At 62.4% G+C, this 17,769-nt stretch carries 16 protein-coding genes, 1 tRNA gene and 1 pseudogene; 4 read left to right on the forward strand and 14 right to left on the reverse strand.

Annotated elements, in window-relative coordinates:
* Positions 1-7: 7 nt before the first annotated feature.
* The 4 genes from pstA to NKH52_RS05580 all read right to left on the reverse strand — a co-directional run bounded on the left by pstA (position 8) and on the right by NKH52_RS05580 (position 8,980).
* Positions 8-1,324 carry a phosphate ABC transporter permease PstA gene (pstA, locus tag NKH52_RS05565; protein ID WP_352733863.1) on the reverse strand — a complete coding sequence of 439 codons (1,317 nt, stop codon included), beginning with the start codon at positions 1,322-1,324 and terminating at the stop codon, positions 8-10.
* Positions 1,321-2,787, reverse strand: coding sequence for a phosphate ABC transporter permease subunit PstC (gene pstC / locus NKH52_RS05570; RefSeq protein ID WP_352733861.1), 1,467 nt, complete (start codon positions 2,785-2,787; stop codon positions 1,321-1,323). Before pstC ends, pstA begins: the two co-directional genes overlap by 4 nt.
* 95 nt (positions 2,788-2,882) lie before the next feature.
* The gene (locus NKH52_RS05575) at positions 2,883-3,911 is read right to left on the reverse strand and encodes a PstS family phosphate ABC transporter substrate-binding protein (protein WP_023810982.1); all 1,029 of its coding nucleotides are present in this window, start codon (positions 3,909-3,911) and stop codon (positions 2,883-2,885) included.
* A 509-nt stretch (positions 3,912-4,420) separates the two neighbouring features.
* A complete protein-coding gene (locus NKH52_RS05580; RefSeq protein WP_352733859.1) occupies positions 4,421-8,980 on the reverse strand; it encodes a PAS domain-containing protein in 4,560 nt (1,519 codons plus the stop codon).
* A gap of 191 nt (positions 8,981-9,171) precedes the next feature.
* Between NKH52_RS05580 and NKH52_RS05585 the strand changes: the two genes are divergently transcribed.
* Positions 9,172-9,522, forward strand: coding sequence for a hypothetical protein (locus NKH52_RS05585; protein ID WP_027037074.1), 351 nt, complete (start codon positions 9,172-9,174; stop codon positions 9,520-9,522).
* A gap of 73 nt (positions 9,523-9,595) precedes the next feature.
* Here the strand turns inward: NKH52_RS05585 and NKH52_RS05590 are convergent, their stop codons facing one another.
* Together NKH52_RS05590 and NKH52_RS05595 are read right to left on the reverse strand one after the other, a co-directional pair.
* Entirely contained in the window at positions 9,596-9,832 is a 237-nt protein-coding gene (locus NKH52_RS05590) for a hypothetical protein (RefSeq protein WP_352733857.1), read from the reverse strand.
* 124 nt (positions 9,833-9,956) lie between these two features.
* Positions 9,957-10,871 (reverse strand): DUF2865 domain-containing protein, encoded by a 915-nt coding sequence (locus tag NKH52_RS05595; protein WP_352733856.1) that lies wholly within the window; start codon positions 10,869-10,871, stop codon positions 9,957-9,959.
* A gap of 318 nt (positions 10,872-11,189) precedes the next feature.
* On the opposite strand from NKH52_RS05595, the gene NKH52_RS05600 reads away from it, so the two are divergent.
* Positions 11,190-11,402, forward strand: a complete 213-nt coding sequence (locus tag NKH52_RS05600; protein ID WP_352733854.1) for a hypothetical protein — start codon at positions 11,190-11,192, stop codon at positions 11,400-11,402.
* Positions 11,403-11,412: 10 nt separating this feature from the next.
* Here NKH52_RS05600 and tolA read toward each other — a convergent pair whose 3' ends face one another.
* From tolA to NKH52_RS05635, 7 genes are all read right to left on the reverse strand, one after another.
* Positions 11,413-11,781, reverse strand: a complete 369-nt coding sequence (tolA, locus tag NKH52_RS05605; protein WP_352733852.1) for a cell envelope integrity protein TolA — start codon at positions 11,779-11,781, stop codon at positions 11,413-11,415.
* Between the two features lie 389 nt (positions 11,782-12,170).
* Positions 12,171-13,028, reverse strand: a complete 858-nt coding sequence (locus NKH52_RS05610) for a glutathione S-transferase family protein (RefSeq protein WP_352733850.1) — start codon at positions 13,026-13,028, stop codon at positions 12,171-12,173.
* Between the two features lie 25 nt (positions 13,029-13,053).
* A complete protein-coding gene (locus NKH52_RS05615; protein ID WP_352733848.1) occupies positions 13,054-13,635 on the reverse strand; it encodes a VOC family protein in 582 nt (193 codons plus the stop codon).
* 272 nt (positions 13,636-13,907) lie between these two features.
* Positions 13,908-14,084 (reverse strand): Flp family type IVb pilin, encoded by a 177-nt coding sequence (locus NKH52_RS05620; protein WP_352733846.1) that lies wholly within the window; start codon positions 14,082-14,084, stop codon positions 13,908-13,910.
* Positions 14,085-14,331: 247 nt separating this feature from the next.
* A tRNA-Glu gene (locus NKH52_RS05625) sits at positions 14,332-14,406 on the reverse strand.
* A gap of 90 nt (positions 14,407-14,496) precedes the next feature.
* A complete protein-coding gene (locus NKH52_RS05630) occupies positions 14,497-14,904 on the reverse strand; it encodes a VOC family protein (RefSeq protein ID WP_352733844.1) in 408 nt (135 codons plus the stop codon).
* Between the two features lie 48 nt (positions 14,905-14,952).
* Positions 14,953-15,336, reverse strand: a complete 384-nt coding sequence (locus tag NKH52_RS05635; protein WP_352733842.1) for a fimbrial protein — start codon at positions 15,334-15,336, stop codon at positions 14,953-14,955.
* Positions 15,337-15,364: 28 nt separating this feature from the next.
* On the opposite strand from NKH52_RS05635, the gene NKH52_RS05640 reads away from it, so the two are divergent.
* Positions 15,365-16,414, forward strand: a complete 1,050-nt coding sequence (locus NKH52_RS05640; RefSeq protein WP_352733840.1) for an RluA family pseudouridine synthase — start codon at positions 15,365-15,367, stop codon at positions 16,412-16,414.
* A 210-nt stretch (positions 16,415-16,624) separates the two neighbouring features.
* On the forward strand, positions 16,625-17,536 hold the full coding sequence (rpoH, locus tag NKH52_RS05645) for an RNA polymerase sigma factor RpoH (protein WP_013529255.1): 912 nt from the start codon (positions 16,625-16,627) through the stop codon (positions 17,534-17,536).
* A gap of 129 nt (positions 17,537-17,665) precedes the next feature.
* Here the strand turns inward: rpoH and NKH52_RS05650 are convergent.
* Positions 17,666-17,769, reverse strand: a pseudogene (locus NKH52_RS05650) (IS110 family transposase); the annotation flags it as partial.

Consider the following 17,769-nt stretch of genomic DNA (forward strand, 5'->3'; position numbering starts at 1 on the left):
CTTTTTTCTACCAGCGCCGCTCGAACCGACGCCGAAGCACGATCGCGGTGATGTTCATGGCCATGAGGAAGACGAGCAGGATGATGATGGCGCCCGACATGCGCTCGACGAAGGCGCGTTCGGCCTCGTTCGCCCACATATAGATCTGCACTGGCAGCGCGGTGGCCGGATCGAAAGGCGTCGTCGGTGGATCGGCGACGAAGGCGACCATGCCGATCAAGAGCAGCGGTGCGGTTTCGCCGAGCGCACGCGCAAGACCGATGATGGTGCCGGTGAGAATGCCGGGTGCGGCAAGCGGCAGGATGTGCTGGAACACCATCTGCATCTTGGAGGCGCCAAGACCGAGGGCTGCCGAGCGGATCGACGGCGGCACCGCGGCAAGTGCGGCGCGCGTCGCGATGATGATCGTCGGCAACGTCATCAGCGTCAGCACCAGGCCGCCGACGAAAGCGGCGGAGCGCGGCATGCCCAGGAAATTGATGAACACCGCGAGGCCGAGCAAGCCGAAGACGATTGACGGCACCGCGGCCAGATTGTTGATGTTGACCTCGATAAGGTCGGTAAAACGGTTCTTCTTGGCGAACTCCTCCAGATAGATGGAGGCGGCGACGCCGATCGGCAGCGCCAGGAGCAACACGATCACCATCATATAAAACGAGCCGATGATCGCCACGCCCATGCCCGAGGTTTCCGGGCGGCTGGAGGCGCCGTAGGTGAACAGGCCGCTGTTGAAGTGCTCGGCCATCGCGCCCTCGGCCTTGAGCTTGTTCATCCAGGTGATCTGCTGGTCCGAGACCTTGCGTCGCGCTTCCTCGACGCTGAGGTCGATCTGACCCTTGAAAGCCGAGTCGAGATTGGCGGCGGCGAGGATCTTGACGTCGCGCGTCGTGCCGATCACGGACGGATCGGCGGCAACGATGTCGCGCAACTGGACGCGGGCGCCTTCCGACAGGAAGCCCTTGAGCTGCTTGATCGCCGGCTTGTCGTCGGGATTGATGCCGAGCTTGGCCACCAGCGCGTTTTCGGCGAGCTTGGGATAATTCGCCTTGATCAGAACGCTCGGATCGGTTGCGCGTTTGCCGGAAGGATCGATCACCTTCTCGTCGAACGAGATCGGCAGTGATACCGTCGTCTGCCAGAAGGCGGTGTAGCCTTTCGAGACGATGGTGATCAGCATGATTGCCAGGAACGCCAGGCCTACGGAAATCGCCACGACGCCATAGATGCGGAATCGGCGTTCGGCAGCGTAACGTGCCTTCAGGCCGATGTCGCGGCGCGGATGGGCCGCCGCCCTGACCATCGTATCCATGGAAATGTCGGTCATTCGTACTGCTCCCGATATTTGCGCACGATGTAAAGCGCGACGATGTTCATCACCAACGTCAGCGCGAACAGTGTCAGGCCGAGCGCGAAGGCGACCAGCGTCTGCGGCGAATTGAACTCGAGGTCGCCGGTGAGCTGGTTGACGATCTTGACGGTGATGGTCGTCATCGCCTCGAACGGGTTGATGGTGAGGTTGGCGGCGACGCCCGCCGCCAGCACGACAATCATCGTTTCGCCGATAGCGCGCGAGGCAGTCAGCAGGACGGCGCCGACGATGCCGGGCAGTGCAGCCGGCAGGATCACCCGCTTGATCGTCTCGGAGCGGGTCGCGCCGAGGCCGAGCGACCCGTCGCGCATGGCGCGCGGCACCGCGGTTATGATGTCGTCCGAAAGAGAGGACACGACCGGGATCAGCATGACGCCCATGACCAGGCCGGCGGTGAAGATGCTCTGGCCCTGGATGAAGGGCGAGCCGCCGGTCAGCGCCGCGGACAGGTCGCGCAGGAATGGCCCAAGCGTGACGACGGCGAAGATGCCGTAGACGATGGTCGGTATACCGGCCAGCAGTTCAAGCGCCGGCTTGACCACCGAGCGCACCCTGGGCGTTGCATATTCGGCCATGTAGACAGCCGACATCAGCCCCACCGGCACCGCAACCAGCAGTGCGACGGCGGCGATGTAGAGCGTGCCCGCAAGAAGCGGGATCAGGCCGAACTGGCCCTGGCTGCCGCCCGAACCGGCAGCGGCAAAACGCGGATCCCAGACGGTGCCGAAGAAGAAACTCATCGGCGAGACGCTTTCGAAGAAGGTGATCGTCTGGAACAGCATCGAAAGCACGATGCCGATGGTGGTCAGGATGGCGATGGTGGAGGCGGCAAGCAGCCCCCACAGCATCAGCCTCTCGACATTGTTGCGTGCCCTGGCGCGCGGCTCGATCTGCCTGAGCGCATAGAAGGCGCCGGCGATCGAGGAAACGAGAATGACAATGGCGCCGAACAGGCCGAGCCGGTCCTGGACCTTGTTCGCCTCGACGGCGATCGGGATCATGTAATCCTGCGTGTCGCTCGCCAGTGCCACACCCTTGGCGGCGAGCAGCGGCTGCAGCTCGGCAAAGCTGGCAGGCATTGCGGCCAGTGTGCCTGCATCGAGTTTGCGCAGGCCCCTGGCGAGGCTCTTTACCAGGCTGACATCCAGTGCCTCACTGGCAACCTTGCTATCGACGGTGCGCTCGGGCAAGGCAGCGTGCATGTGTCGGTCCAGATAGATGGAAGACCCGACGGTCCAGACGGCAAGCAGCAAAAGAGCAGGCAGAACGGCGAGCAGGAAGGCCCACCAGCCATGATAGTGGGCGCGCGAATGCGGCTTGACCTTGCCATTGTCCTGGGCCGCGGCACGTTGCCGGCCGATGAAAAAGGCAACCAGGCCGACGGCAACGACGATGGCCAGTACGAGCAAGGACGACATGGACCCACCCCAAGAGAAATTCTTACGCAGCCGCCATTGCGGCCTGCGATGAAACCGGGGCGCGGGATTGGCCCGCACCCCGGTTCGGCAGCTGATTACATCGACTTTCCAGCGGCGAAAGCGTCACGCTGGGCCTGACGCTCGGCATCCGGAGCAGCAACGAGGCCGTATTCGGCGAGCGGGCTTTCCGGGCCAACCATCTGGTCGTCAAGGAAGAACTCGACATATTCCTTGAGGCCGGGAACGACACCCAGATGCGCCTTCTTGACGTAGAAGAACAGCGGGCGCGAGACGGGATACTTGCCGCTGGCGATCGTCTCGGTCGAAGGCACGATGCCTTCCACGGTGGCGACCTTCAGCTTGTCGGCATTGTTTTCATAGAAGGCGAGGCCGAACACGCCGACGCCGGTCTTGTTGGAGTCGATGCGGGCGAGCGTCTCGGTATAGTCGCCATCGATGTCGACGGCCTTGCCGTCCTTGCGGATAGCGATGCAGGTTTTGCCGATTTCCTTGTCGTCGGCAATGCCGGCAGCCTTGAGAGCAGCCTTGTCACAGCCGGCATCGAGGAGCTTGGTCTCGAACACTTCGCGCGTGCCGTGCTTTTCGCCCGGAATGTAGGCGGCGATGTCCCAGTCGGGCAGCTTCGGATTGACCTGGCTCCACTTGGTGTTCGGATTGTCGACGAGCTTGCCGTCGACGACCAGCTTGGCCGCGAGCGCCTTGTAGATGTCGGCGGGAACCAGCGCCCAATCCGGGCCCTTGATGTCGGTGGCGAAGACGATGCCGTCATAGCCGATCCGGACTTCCTGGACTTCCTTCACGCCGGCGTCGGCGCAGGACTTGAGTTCGTCCGCCTTGATCGGACGCGACGAGTTGGCGATGTCGATCGTGTCTTCGCCGACGCCCTTGCAGAATTCCTTGATGCCCGCGCCGCTGCCGCCGGATTCGACGACCGGGGTCTTGAAGTTGGTGAATGTTTCGCCGAACTGCTCGGCGACAATCTTGGCATAAGGTAACACGGTCGATGACCCGGCGACCTGGATCTGGTCGCGCGCGGCGGCGAAGCCGGACGTCGCGGCGAGCGCAAGCGCAGCGGCCGACGCCGTATAGAGGAATTTCTTCATGTGGCCTGCTCCTGTTCGGAAGATAGTCTCTCGGCGCTCGTCAGTCGGCACCCGCTGAGGCCAATAGCCTTCGATTATAACAGTCGCATGACAGTTTGATGTCACCCCGGTAACGCGTCATCGGGATGAGCAGAATGCCGCCTGGCCGGCACTCCCGACGCAGCCCGGCTTTGTCACCGGAATCAGGGACTTGCTCGATCCGGGCGAGGCTGGCCGGCGATTTGGGGGTCAGCCGGCCTTTATGAAGAAAAGCCGGACGGGAGCGCGTTGCTCTCAGCCAGACGGTGTCGTGGCCGGGCCATCGCCGAAAACAGGTCCGTTGGGGTAGGTTGACGCTGTCTCATGCCGGCGGTCGCTGCTCCCGCCCGTAACTGGGAAGAGCGGAATTCGTATGTCGCCATTGTCTCGGCTGGATGCCGCCTTTCATATGGTGCGATCGCACCATAGTCTTGGCCGCTGACAGGGGCGCGAATCTTCGCCGTATTCCCGGCACTCGGGCAGAGCCGGCCCTATCCGGCGTTGCGCTGCGCCTGCCGGCTGGCGCCGACCCAGCGCTCGACCTTCTCGAGCAACGCCCGGGGACTGATCGGCTTGGGCAGATAGTCGTCCATGCCTGCCTCCAGGCAGCGCTCGCGGTCGCCCTTCAGCGCATGCGCGGTGACGCCGACGATCGGCACATGCGTGCCGGTTTCTTCCTCCAGCCGGCGAATGGCGGCGGTTGCTTCGAGACCGTTCATCTCCGGCATGGAGACATCCATCAGGATCATGCACGGGTTGAGCCGGCCGAAGGCGTCGAGCGCCTTGCGGCCATTACCGACGATCTCGAAACCATAACCGGTCTCGCCGAGGATCTGGGTGAACACCATCTGGTTCACCTCATTGTCCTCGGCCACCAGGATATCCAGCCTGTCGCCGCCAGCCGCCACCGGTGGCCGCGGGCGAATCGAAGGCGGCTGCAGCAGCGCCCGCTGTTCGGACGGTGCCGAGGGCTGCGGCCGCGCAACATTGCCTGGAGTGGCGTCGGCCGCGAGCGGCTGCGTGTCGCCAGTATTGTGGCGATGCCGCTGGATGGTGGCGACCAGCGTTTCCAGCAGCACCGAAGAGCGCGCCGGCTTGATCAGCTGGGCATCGATGCCGAGATCGCGATAGCTGGTGTTGGCGAGCGACTGGTCGACCGAGGTCAGCATGATGATCGGCGTGCCGGCAAGACCGGCGGTGTTGCGCACGATCCGCGCCATTTCGGCGCCGCTCATTTCAGGCATCTGGTAGTCGAGCACGACGCAGTCGACCGGCACGCCATAGGCTGCGGCGGCGATCAGCACCTTGAGGCCTTCGGCGCCGCTTTCGGCCGCGCAGGAATCGAACGTCCACGATGTCATCTGTTCGGTCAGGATCGCCCGGTTGACGGCATTGTCGTCGACGATCAGCACACGCGCACCGGTCACGTCGATCGGCATGATGCGTTGCCCGTTCTGCTGTCCGGCCCCCGGCAGTGTCACCGAGAACCAGAAAGTCGAGCCCTTGCCTTCCGCACTGTCGACCCCGATATCGCCGCCCATCAGCTCGACGAGCCGCGAGGTGATGGCGAGGCCGAGACCGGTCCCCTCGTGTCGCCTCGTCGAAGAGGTGTCGACCTGGCTGAATTTCTCGAACACCAGTTTCAGTTTTTCCTCGGGGATACCGATGCCGGTATCGGTGACCGAGATCGTCAGCTTCGTTCCGGTTGGAACCCTCTCGCCGGTGACGTCGACCAGCACATGGCCTTCATCGGTGAATTTCACCGCGTTGCCGAGCAGGTTGGTGACGATCTGCCTGATACGGCCGACATCGCCGACGAACAGGCTCTCGAGCCGAGGCTCGACACGAACGATCAGCTCGAGGTCCTTTTCCTTGGCCCGTGTGGACACCAGCGTCGCTACATCCTCGATCGCCTCGGCCAGATTGAAGGGCGCCGGATCGAGCACCAGCTGACCGGCATCGATCTTGGAGAAGTCCAGGATGTCGTTGATGATGGTGAGCAGCGCATTGCCCGATTTCACGATGATGTCGGTAAAGGTCTTCTGCTTCGGGTCGAGGTCCGATTTGGCCAGCAGTTCGGCCATGCCGAGCACGCCGTTCATCGGCGTGCGGATCTCATGGCTCATATTGGCGAGGAATTCCGACTTGGCGCGGTCGGCGAGCACGGCGCGCTGACGCGCCTCGCGCAGTTCGGCCTCTCGCATCTTCAGCTCGGTTATGTCGGTGGTCGAGCCGATCAAATAGAGCGAGCCGTCGGAGGCGATCATCGCGCCCTTGCGGGCGAATTGATGCCTGACGCTGCCGTCGGCCAACGTCACCGTCTCTTCGACCTCCTGGGTTTCGCCGGTGCGCAGCACGGCGAGGTCGCCATTGACGAAAGCCTCGCCATCCGGCCCGAAAATCTCGATGTCGGTCTTGCCGATAGCTTCTTCCTTGCGGAAGCCCGTGAGATCGCACCAGCCCTTGTTGACATAGAACTGCCGGAGATCGGAGCGCTTGGCGTAGATCGATACCGGCACGTTGTCGATCAGGCTGCGGAACACCTCGTTCTCGCGCATGCTTTCTTCCAGCGCACGCTCGCGCGCCTTGACGTCGGTGATGTCGGTGCTCGAACCGACCAGATGCACCGACCCGTCCAGCGTCACCAGGCGGCTCTTGCGCGTCATCAACTGCCGAACCGTACCGTCGCGATGGGTGACGGGTTCCTCGACCTCCTTGACGGCGCCCGTCACGACGACTTGCGTGTCGTCATGGCTGTAGCCATCGGCGTCCTGCGCACCGAACAACTGCCGGTCGGTGCGGCCGATGACATCCTCCTTGGCCAAGCCGGTGATCGCGCACCAGGCCTTGTTGACGAATTCGATGCTCAGGTCCTGCGCCTTGATGAAGGCGGCCACCGGCAACTCGTCCATCACGTGCCGGAACAGGTCGATCTGGCGCATCGAATCGCGCAATGCCGCCTCGCGGCTCTTGATCTCGGAGATGTCGACGCGAACACCAATGAAGGTGCCATCATCGGTCCGCATGTCGTAGACCTGGTACCAGCGGCCGTCGGGGTTATGACGCTCGTAGCAGGAATTGGGCAAGCGGTAGCGGGCGAGGATCGCATCCAGCCAGCGGTCATGGTCGCTGTCGTAGAGCTGGTCGACTTGTGGATCGCCGCTGTTGCGGAAATAGCCGTTCGCATGACCCAGCACGAGTGCTTCGCGGAATGTGCAGCCGGGCTGCCATGCCGGTTTCAAGGCCGGCAGCGTATCCTGGATCTTGCGGTTGGCGAACACGAACCTGTCGTCGCGATCGTAGATGATCACGGCGGCCGGCAAGGATTCCAGCACGCTGGCGAGATGCTTGCGCGCGTCCTGCGCCTCCGTCTCGCGACGCTTCATCTCGGAAATGTCGAACAGGAAGCCGGCAACGTAGTTGCGGCCGCTGGCCATGCCGACGCGGCTCTTCCTGACGATGCGCGATCGGCTGGCGCCATCGGCCTCGAAATTCTCTTCCACTTGGTACGGTCGCCCGGTGGCAAGGACGTCACGTTCGCTCTGCTCGAAAAGCGCGGTGTCCTTTGTGGTAAGGAAATCGCCGCCGGGCTTGCCGAGCATGGCTTGCGGCGTCTGGCCAAACAGAGCCGCGAACGCCTCGTTGACGAAGACGAAACGCAGATGGTCGTCCTTGACGAAGATCGGATCCTTGACGGCGTTGATCACCGCTTCCGCCAGCCGTGCTTTCTCCAGCGCGTCGGCAAGTTCGGCCTCCCGGTCCTTCATGTCGGTGACGTCGACATAAGAGATCAGCCGCTTGCCGCCGGCCAGCGGCGCCATCGACGATATCAGGGTGCGGCCGTCATTGCGCGGGAACTGCCGCGCCGCGGCGATCCCGACCCTGATTTCCGCCTCGCGCTCGGCGACATGCCGCTGCCATGACGCATCGTCGGCACCAAACGGATCGATGTCGCGGCTGGCGTCCATCAGATCGCGGAAGCTGCAGCCGATCTCGGCGCGCCGGGCGTCGATCTGCCAGAAATCATAGAAAGCACGGTTGACGATCTCGGCGCGCATATTGGCGTCGAGGACGAGGACACCGATCGGCATCTGGTCGACCATACTGCGGAGACTGGCGAAGGTCTCTGCGATCTTGGCATTGGCGCTTTTGATCTCCGCATCGCGCTGCTTGATCTCGGTAACCTCATAATAGGTCAGCAGCCGCCTGCCCCCGGACAACGCCGTCACCGAGAACATCATCGTCCTGCCGTTGGCATGGACAAATTCGCGCGGCGCGACGGATCCGGCGCGAATCTCGTCGAGGCGGGTGGCGAGGTAGCGCTGCCATTGCCGTTCGTCGATGTCGCCATAGATGCCGCTGCGGCGGTTGAGCTCCATCAACAGGCTGAACGGAGCGCCGACGCTAACAGCGCCGTCCGGAATCCTCGAGAGGTCGCGATAGGCCTTGTTGATGATCAGCGTGTCGAGCCTGGCATCGAGAAGCACGACGCCCATATGCATGGCGTCCATGGTCCGCTCGAGGTCGGCCAGATGCTGGTCGGGCTCGCCGTCGGCCGATGGTCCCGGCCCCGGATCTTTGAAGGCGCCCGCCAGTGCCGTGACGTTGCGGCCGATGCCGCGATAACCGGCAAATCTTCCTTCGTCGTCGAACTTCGGAAAGCCTGACGTCAAGACCCAGCGACAGTCGGCGTTGCCACCCTTGAGTTCGTAGACGAAGTCGCGAAAAGGCCGGTGCGCCTGCAGATCCTCCAGATGCGCGGCGCCACTGCGATCGCCGTTAAGGACCTGGTTGAGGAAGTCGAAGCGGAACCGGCCGAGCACGTTTGCCGGATCGATGCCAGTGGCTGCCTGGTAGTTTTGCGAAAGCCAGGAGAAGCGCAGCTCGGCGTCGGTCTCCCAGATCCAGTCGGAACCGGCTTCAACGAGTTGGCGAAGCGCATCGTTCGAATCCATGCAAGAGGCGGACGATGATGCATCATCGCCATGCGCAGTGGATCTGCGAGGCCCGCGCTTGCCGCGCGCGCCGATTGTTTCGTTCGCTTCCGCCATGCCGTCCCCACCCCGAAAACCAAGGCCGAACCCTCCTCCGCGGTTCGTCGGCGGAATGTGCCCGAGAAGCATTAAGGATCTGCTAACCTTAACGGTTGGTTAGACAGGATTGGGCGGCAGGGTCTGCTTCATTCCGCCCGGTTGTCGGCAGGGTCGAACCCGCTATATAAGCAACGGCAGGGGTATTGCTGATGCTTGGACGGATTGTGCCTTTTTTCATGGGGCTGGCGCTGCTTTTCGGCGGCGGTTGCTCTCGCAGTTATGACGGCACGGTCGTCATCCCGAGACCGCTCGATGTCCGGCGCATCTGGGATCGGCCGCCACCGAATGTCGACTACGGCCAATCCGAGGTCGAAAACGGCGCTTTTCCGGTGGCGCCGCAGCCACCCCGGCGTTTTTCCGAGCGCAAGGTCAGCCATGCCGCACCGAGACGACACCAGACGAGGTTGCCTGCGTCGGCGTCCCTATCGGCGCCGGCGAAACCGCTGACCTGCAGGAACGTCAGCGAGCCCGGCAAGAGAGCTCGCATGGTCTGCGATTAGATTGGAGCGGGTCTCTAAAAGCGGGATTCGATCAAACAAAACGCGATCCGCGGATAGCTCGGTTACCCGGCCTTCACAGGGAAGCAGCGCCTTTTTTCGGCTCCTTCGCTCCGAGCTTGTCGAGTGCAAGACGAACCTGACGCAGATCTTCCTGCCAACCGTCATCTTCGTCCATTGGACCCTCCGAGGCAGCCCGCTGCAACCCACGCGCCTCGGATTCGATCTCGCGCAGTTCGGCGATTTTCTGTTCGGTGGTCAGCGAGTCGTCTTCGACGATCTCCAGCACCCGCATTTCCCTGAACGTAGCCACGGCGTTCCTCCCGGCTGATGTCGATCACAACGCCGTGAGTGCCCCTCTGTTCCAGAGGGATCGCGCAACCGCATCGCAGCACGCACGCCGCCACCGGTGATCGCCGATCGGGGAAGACCGGCGATCATTCGGCCGGGAAAAATGCCGGGCCGACCACGCGCACCGGCCGCTCGCCGGCCTCGATCGAAAGGTGCTGGGCGGCACCTGGGGCTTCGGCATCGATCCCGGCGACGGCCGCAACCGTGCCGAGATCCGGCTTCGCCGTCGGCAGCGGAATAATGGCGTTGCGCATGTTGGCGGGCGTCACAGTCCTGGCTCGCAGTTCGGTGACCCGCTGGTAGTAGCGCTTGACGTCGCATGCCTTGAAATTCGCATCATCGCGATATCTGAAGGCTGCCGGCAGCTCGGTATAGGGTTTGCGCGTGTCGAGCGCGGTCATCTGGTCGGTTTCGAGGCTGGCGTCGCTCAACGTGTAGAGGTCGACGCTGGGGTCATCGCAGATGTAACGGCATTGATCGACCGTCTCCTTAAGATCGCCGCTGGCGGCGAACTGCGACTTTGGCGCCGGGAAGAAATACCCGTCCGACAGACGCACGCAAAACAGCATCGCATTGCCGGCGAACGTGGTGCTCGCCGATTGGGTGCTGGGCGCGGCGCGCACAGGCCGTTGCTTTGCCGAAGGCGCACAGCCAAGCGCGACGAGGCGCGCCTGCAGGCCCGCTGTGTCGCGGCCCGAATTCCCGGCGGCAGCGATCCGGCGCTGCACATCCGAGCGGCTCCTGGCGAGATCGGCGCAGGCGTTGAAGAGACCACCAAGCGAACTTTTCGCCGTGCACTGGCGCTGTCTCTCGATAGTCTGGATGGCTGCAAGTTGCCGGCGCAACTGGGCAAGCTCCGGGCTCGCCCCGCCGCTGCGGCCAGCCGAAAGCAACTGGCTTCTGATCGCGCCGCAGCTGTCCGCGTAGGACGAAAGCGTACCGAACAAAACTGCCGCCAGCGAAATAAATGCGATCACCATGGAAGGCCAGAAACGGATCATCGGGACAACTTGGTCCTTGTTGCGGAGAACCTGGAATTTAGAGCCCATGACTTCAGCAAGCTTCAGCTACATGAGTAATTTATAATAATCTAAAGAGTTTCAACCTGAAGGACCTATTGTCTATTGTACTACGTCACCTCATGCAAATTCGATATTACATTTTTATTTCAAGATTGAGACGAACCTCGAAAGAAAGCGCAAGCCTGAGCATGGCCGAGGATTTGCAACGCAACGGACCGAGATCAATGCGCCATTATCGCCAGGCGTTCGAAACCTTTGCCGGCCCTTCCGCGTTGAAGGACCAAAGGGAGATTGCAGATGTCGATCCACTTCACCGTCTCGGACCTGACAAGAAACCTGTTTCACTCGCTGGGGCTGGACCAGCGCGCGCCAAGGCCACTCAATCCCGAGGAGAGCCTGCTGCTGGAATGTTATCTGGCCGGCCAGGTTCCTGAATCAGCCTGGAGCGACTACGTCTTCGAGACGCCCGATCTTGCCCGGCATGCCGAAGCCAGGCGCAGTCACCACTGAGCGGCAGCGCCTATTTTGGAGAAGCGAATTGCAATGTGAACACGTTGCCGGCGATCCCTTGCGCCAGCTTCGCTGAGAAGGTCAGGGGCAGACAATTCTGCAGGGCCGTTGTCGCGGCGTCGACAAACGATTTCTTCGCCTTGGCATCGCCTTCCACCTTGATGGCTGTCGGCCTCGGTGGGCCGATTAGCGTGCCGTCCCGTTTGAAGCTGAAGCTCAAGGTGACGCTGGCAGTCCCGGCATCCGCCGGCGGTGTCCAGCATGCCTGAATGGCGGTCCCGACATCGTTCATTGTGTTCAGTTCAGCCGCATTTGAAGGATGAACAGCACTCCCCAGCATCACACCCACAACCGCAACCCGCTTCGCAACGCTTTTCATCGCCAGCCCTCATTTCGCGCCTGACCGACAATCCATGCGGACTGCCGAAATGGATGGTAGGGCCAACGCCGGCGATGACAATATCTCTCCGCAAAAGTTGACGCCAAAAAAGCGACAGCGGCCGACGCTTGCGTGGCCTGATCGCTGCTCGATCACGCCCGGCGATAGAGCAATTCAAGGAAAAGTGTGAAACGGTTTTCCCGGGAGAAGCGCACGGCGCTTCCCTTGGGAATTGCGTCGAACAAAGAGACGGCGTGCGAAAGCAAAAAGGCCGGCATTGCGCCGACCTTTCCTATCGCTACGACGTTCTGCGCCAGTACATCCGTGGTCGCGGGCCGAAAGCGAATTGCCCCGCAGTAGACAGGGCTTTGGTTAACGCATCCTTAACCTCAGGCCTTGGCCTGCGACTTCACATGGGCGATGTAGCCGCGCACGTCGCCGGCCGGCTCGCTATAAGCCTTGCCGAGCGTCTTCTCGATCGCCGCCACATAGTCCTTCGCCCATCGGGGCAGGGGATAGTCGATGACAGCCAGGAATTCGAGCGTCGCGGCCAGCCGGATGTCGGCGATCGAAGGATGCTTGCCGCCGATGAACGGCTTGCCGTCCCTGAAGAAGCTGTGGAAGACCTCCAGCGGCTCGGCGATCGCCGCCATCGCCGCCTTCTGGGCTTCGGACTTCTTGTCGGGATGGGCGTCGCTGTGGCCGACTTCGCCGGCATAATGCGGGAAGCCGAGCGCCGGATAGGTGGCGCGCGCGACATAGGGGTAGAGCGTACCGATCAGGTAGAACATGGCGCTATCGACCATCGCCCGCTTGGCCGGCGCCTTCGGATAGAATTTCTCCAGCCCGTGCTTATTTGCGAGATACTGCATGATGGCGCAGCTTTCCCATAGCACGCCTTTGGGGAGGCCCTTGTCCTCGATCATCGGCGTCAAATGGGCGGGATTCCGCGCCATGAACTCAGGCGAACGGGTGTGGCCCCAGGCATCGGTCTCGGCATGGTCGAAACCGGCCGCGCGCGCAAACACCCGCACGGTCATGTTGTTGACGCTGGGCTTCAGCATGCTGAGCTTCAGCGCCGGCTTCTTGGCCGACTTGGCCTTGGCCCTGGGCGCGGCTTTTGCCGTCGCCTTCACCGCAGGCCTAGCGGCTGCCTTGGCTTTTGGCTTTGCCGCAGCTTTCGCCGCCGGCTTGGCGGCAGCTTTGGCCACGGATTTCGTGGCAGTCTTCGTCGCTGTCTTGGCCATCTTGTTGTTCCTCCCTCTGGTCTGTTCAGTATGGGTTCTTCGCTGCCCGATCGTCCGACAAGGTGGCGCGGGAACGCTCGACGAGCGCCTGGATCGCATCGGCGAGATGCACTTCGGCGATGTTGTAGTCGCCGCGCGCGACCCGGATCTTGTGCGCTTCCATCAGCACATCGGCATGGGTGAAGCCCGCTGGCGGCTCGAAGCGGTAGGACGCCAACTCGACCAGCAGGCCGAGCGGATCCTCGAAATAGATCGAATCCATGAAACCGCGATCCTTGACGCCGCTGTGCTTGATGCCGCGCTCGTCGAGCCGGGCGACCGCCTGCAGGAAGGTGACGCGCGACACCGAAAAGGCGATGTGGTGAACACAACCTGGATCGGTCGGCGTGCGCCGCTTCTCTGGTGTGCGGCTCTCGTCGGTGAAGATGGTGATCAGCCGGCCGTCGCCGGGATCGAAATAGAGGTGGCTTTCCCTCGGCTTGTCGAGATTGGGCTGTTCGAAGATGAACGGCATGCCGAGCACGCCTTCCCAGAAATCGATAGAGGTCTGGCGCCCGGCGCCGACCAGCGTGATGTGATGGACGCCCTGCGATTGCAGCTTCTGCATGGCCTTCCTCCCCCACGGCATCAACCGGCGATCCGGACAGCGCGGCGTTCTGTGCGCCGCTGGAGCCGTACCTCAGGATCCGTGACGTGATGCTAATGCAAACAGCCCCGCGGCGCCAGAAGCGACGAACGCGGCGACGCAACGGATAAAGCCGACTGATTGAGAGCGCCGTCCGCACTCCCGATGCTCGACATCGGAAGCACGTACGCGCTACGCTCTTGGAGGCTGAGATCGACGAATCCGGCCGATGGCGACCAAATTGATGTACCGACTTACGAGCCGCTGCTGTTGATCGTAGTGCCGACGTTCGTGAAGATCCCGTTGAGCGAATTGCCAAGGGCCCCGGCGCCGATGATGATCGCCAGCGCGATAAGAGCCGCGATCAAGCCATACTCGATCGCGGTCGCGCCAGACTCGTCCAAAGCGAAACGACAGCCTATTTTCTGCATTTCAACCTCCTCCAGCTACTAAAGTGATAACTAATATATCGCCGTGAGTTGCCGGGCGTTAAGGTCTCGGTTTCGGGTCCGTTAACATTTGCCAGACGAATGAAATGAAGGCCGGAGTGGTTGGTGCCACTGGGATCTTCAAGATTGCGGCTACCTGTGCAGAGCGGGTTTCCCGAACGCCGCAGTATCGAGGGTCCACGACTTCAGAAACGAAATCGACGGCATCCTGAAAATTTGTCGAAAAACTTGGTACGCCCAAGGGGAATCGAACCCCTGTTCCCGCCGTGAGAGGGCGGTGTCCTGACCGCTAGACGATGGGCGCGTTCAAGAACCGGCGATATAGGCTGAGCGCTGGGAAAAAGCAACTGGGGTTAGGCCGCTTTCCCTTGCCGAGGAAAAGCCGGCCGTCAGCCTATCGTTTCGGTTCGATCAGATCCCAGAGATTACCATGCAGATCGGCGAAAACCGCCACCGTGCCATAGGGCTCGAAGCGCGGTGCTTCGCGGAATTCGACGCCCTTCTCCAGCATCGCCGCGTGGTCGCGGGAAAAGTCGTCGGTTTCCAGGAACAGGAAGACACGCCCGCCGGTCTGGTTGCCGATACTTTTGCTCTGTGCCTCGTCGGAAGCCTCGGCCAGAAGCAGCCTGGCGCCCTGCCCGTTGGCCGGCGCCACTGTGACCCAGCGCTTGCCGCCCCCGAGATCGACATTTTCGACGGGCAGGAACCCCAGCCTCTCGACATACCAGGCGATCGCCTCGTCATAGTTGGCGACGACCAGGGCGACCGTGGCGACGCGACGATGCTCGGCGAACCCGCTCATCCCTGAGGCTTGCTCATTGGCCTGCTGCCGTTCATCGTTGCGGCTCGGTCACTTGTTGCGGATCGCAAAGCGGCCGATCAGGCGTCGCTCGGTGATATCGTAGACGAAGATCGTGCGGCTGCCGTCGGCAAGCTCGGCATCGATCGAGACACGATTGCCGGACAGCGACTGGCTGACCACCTTGGCCCCGACCGGCAGCACGATGTCGCCGTCGACCGGTTCGCCGGCGGGTGTCTGGATATCGCCGGCCAGCGGCGGGTTCGCCAGCGGTGCATTGCGCGCTTTGTAGACAAGGGCGCCGATCACCACCATAAGGGCGAGGAACAGCAGGCCGAGATTGATCCCGACGAAGCGGACGAGTTTCCTGCGCACCTTTTCGACCTCGGGGTCGAGCGGCTTATCCTGGTCTTCTTCGGCGATCGGGCTGGCCATGGCAAAACAGTTCCGGAACGGTTTTTCAATGAGCGCTCATAGCGAAGAGGCCCCTGAATTGATAGAGCACCAATTCATGCAGCCCACTGTGCTGGTGGCGGGCGCGGATGCGGCCGGCCTGCGCCTCGACCAGTGGCTGGCCGCAAGCCTTGGCCCGGACATGTCACGCAGCCGCGTGCAGATGCTGATCAGGCAGGGCGCGGTCTCGGTCGACGGCAAGCCTGTCGACGAGACTAAGCGCAAGATGGCGCCGGGCGAAAGCGTGTCGGTTACCATGCCGGAGCCGGAGCCGGCGGAGCCGCAGGGCGAGAACATCGCGCTCCATGTGCTCTATGAGGACGAAGAGCTGATCGTCATCAACAAGCCGGCCGGGCTTGTCGTTCATCCCGGTGCCGGCAACTGGACCGGCACGCTGGTCAACGCGCTGATCCATCATTGCGGCGACAGTCTTTCAGGAATCGGCGGTGTGCGCCGGCCGGGCATCGTCCACCGCCTCGACAAGGAGACCAGCGGCATCATGGTCGTCGCCAAGACCGACCGCGCCCACAAATCGCTGTCCGAAGCCTTCGCCGATCACGGCCTGACCGGCGATCTCGAACGTGCCTATCTGGCGCTGGTCTGGGGCATACCGCAGAGGCCGACCGGAAGGGTCGACGCGCCGCTCGGCCGCGCCGCCGACCGGGTGCGCCGTGCCGTGGTGCCGGAAGGACGCGACGACGCCCGCCATGCGGTCACCCACTTCGCCGTGCAGGAGCGTTTCGGCGAGAGCCAAAAGGAGTTCGCCACGGCCAGCCTGGTCGAATGCCGGCTGGAGACCGGCCGCACCCACCAAATCCGTGTCCACATGGCGCATATCGGCCATCCGGTGATTGGCGACCCCGATTACGGCCAAGCCTTCCGCACCAAAGCCAACCGGCTGCCCGAACCGCTGAAAAGTCAGGTTAAGGCATTTCCCCGGCAAGCTTTGCATGCCTGGCTCCTTGCATTTCGGCACCCCACTACCCATCTAACGATGAGGTTCGAGGCGCCGTTACCGAGGGACGTGGAGGAACTCGTCGGCGGCTTCCGCAAACTCTGAACCCGTCACCAACAAGCCATCAGAAAACCTGACTGACATTGTTCACTTCACCGTGACACACTGTTTCGTGTTGAACAAATGCCTGTCTTTTCTGGTTTTGTTCCTGTATAAGATCTGATGTCGCGGGCGAGCCTTTTGGTGCTCGCGTTCACATGCCCGCCGCGTTTCGGGGGCATCACTCCAATAGTCCAATAGAGAGGGGGCGCTATCATGGCCCAGTCACTACCCAGTATCGTTTCCGGCGAAGGCGGCCTCAGCCGCTACCTGGAAGAAATTCGCCGCTTTCCCATGCTGCAGCCGCAGGAAGAGTACATGCTCGCCAAGCGTTATGCCGAGCATGAAGACACTTCCGCTGCGCACAAGCTCGTCACCAGTCATCTCAGGCTCGTCGCCAAGATCGCCATGGGCTATCGCGGCTATGGCCTGCCGATCGGCGAAGTGATCTCGGAAGGCAATGTCGGCCTGATGCAGGCCGTCAAGAAATTCGAACCCGAGCGTGGCTTCCGCCTGGCGACATATGCCATGTGGTGGATCAAGGCCTCGATCCAGGAGTACATCCTGCGCTCGTGGAGCCTGGTCAAGATGGGCACGACCGCCAATCAGAAGCGCCTGTTCTTCAACCTGCGCAAGGTCAAGGGCAAGATCCAGGCGCTCGACGACGGCGACTTGAAGCCCGACCAGATCGCCGAGATCGCCACCAGGCTGAACGTTTCCGAAGCCGAGGTGGTGTCGATGAACCGCCGTCTGTCGGGCGACGCCTCGCTCAATGCCCCGATCCGGGCGAGCGAAGGTGAGTCCGGCGAGTGGCAGGACTGGCTGGTCGACGACCACGAAAGCCAGGAAGAGATGCTGATCGAGCAGGACGAGCTGGAAAACCGGCGCGGCATGCTGTCGGGCGCTCTTGCCGTGCTCAACGAACGCGAGCGTCGCATCTTCGAGGCTCGTCGCCTCGCCGAGGAGCCGCTGACGCTGGAAGAGCTGTCGTCCGAGTTCGACATCAGCCGCGAGCGCGTGCGCCAGATCGAGGTGCGCGCCTTCGAGAAGGTGCAGGATGCGGTCAAGGCCGCCGCCAAGCGCCAGACCCAGGCGCTGCGCACCATCGAGGCACAGCCCGCGGCTTAAAGCCGGCTAAGGCAACAAAAATCAAGGCGGCGCCAGGAAACTGGCGCCGTCTTTTTCTTTGGGGGTTCTGCCTTCGCGATTGGCGCTTCCTCGCCCCCGCAAAGCGGGGGAGAGCGACTATCTGGGGTGTCAAGTTGCAATTACGAACTCGTTGCGCGCATCGCGTGCTTTTGCATTGAGGATGACCAGGAGTTTTCTGGCGAGTGCGATGCGGATGAGCATTTTTGGCTTTC

It is taken from the genome of Mesorhizobium sp. M1066, from assembly GCF_040318635.1.
Lineage (GTDB): Bacteria > Pseudomonadota > Alphaproteobacteria > Rhizobiales > Rhizobiaceae > Mesorhizobium.

Coding starts and splice junctions, on each gene's coding strand:
- NKH52_RS05640 (WP_352733840.1), top strand. CDS start 15,365: ATGAGCGCTCATAGCGAAGAGGCCCCTGAATTGATAGAGCACCAATTC.
- pstA (WP_352733863.1), bottom strand. CDS start 1,324: ATGACCGACATTTCCATGGATACGATGGTCAGGGCGGCGGCCCATCCG.
- NKH52_RS05610 (WP_352733850.1), bottom strand. CDS start 13,028: ATGGCCAAGACAGCGACGAAGACTGCCACGAAATCCGTGGCCAAAGCT.
- NKH52_RS05615 (WP_352733848.1), bottom strand. CDS start 13,635: ATGCAGAAGCTGCAATCGCAGGGCGTCCATCACATCACGCTGGTCGGC.
- NKH52_RS05585 (WP_027037074.1), top strand. CDS start 9,172: ATGCTTGGACGGATTGTGCCTTTTTTCATGGGGCTGGCGCTGCTTTTC.
- NKH52_RS05620 (WP_352733846.1), bottom strand. CDS start 14,084: ATGCAGAAAATAGGCTGTCGTTTCGCTTTGGACGAGTCTGGCGCGACC.
- NKH52_RS05595 (WP_352733856.1), bottom strand. CDS start 10,871: ATGATCCGTTTCTGGCCTTCCATGGTGATCGCATTTATTTCGCTGGCG.
- NKH52_RS05630 (WP_352733844.1), bottom strand. CDS start 14,904: ATGAGCGGGTTCGCCGAGCATCGTCGCGTCGCCACGGTCGCCCTGGTC.
- NKH52_RS05635 (WP_352733842.1), bottom strand. CDS start 15,336: ATGGCCAGCCCGATCGCCGAAGAAGACCAGGATAAGCCGCTCGACCCC.
- NKH52_RS05575 (WP_023810982.1), bottom strand. CDS start 3,911: ATGAAGAAATTCCTCTATACGGCGTCGGCCGCTGCGCTTGCGCTCGCC.
- NKH52_RS05600 (WP_352733854.1), top strand. CDS start 11,190: ATGTCGATCCACTTCACCGTCTCGGACCTGACAAGAAACCTGTTTCAC.
- rpoH (WP_013529255.1), top strand. CDS start 16,625: ATGGCCCAGTCACTACCCAGTATCGTTTCCGGCGAAGGCGGCCTCAGC.
- tolA (WP_352733852.1), bottom strand. CDS start 11,781: ATGAAAAGCGTTGCGAAGCGGGTTGCGGTTGTGGGTGTGATGCTGGGG.
- pstC (WP_352733861.1), bottom strand. CDS start 2,787: ATGTCGTCCTTGCTCGTACTGGCCATCGTCGTTGCCGTCGGCCTGGTT.
- NKH52_RS05580 (WP_352733859.1), bottom strand. CDS start 8,980: ATGGCGGAAGCGAACGAAACAATCGGCGCGCGCGGCAAGCGCGGGCCT.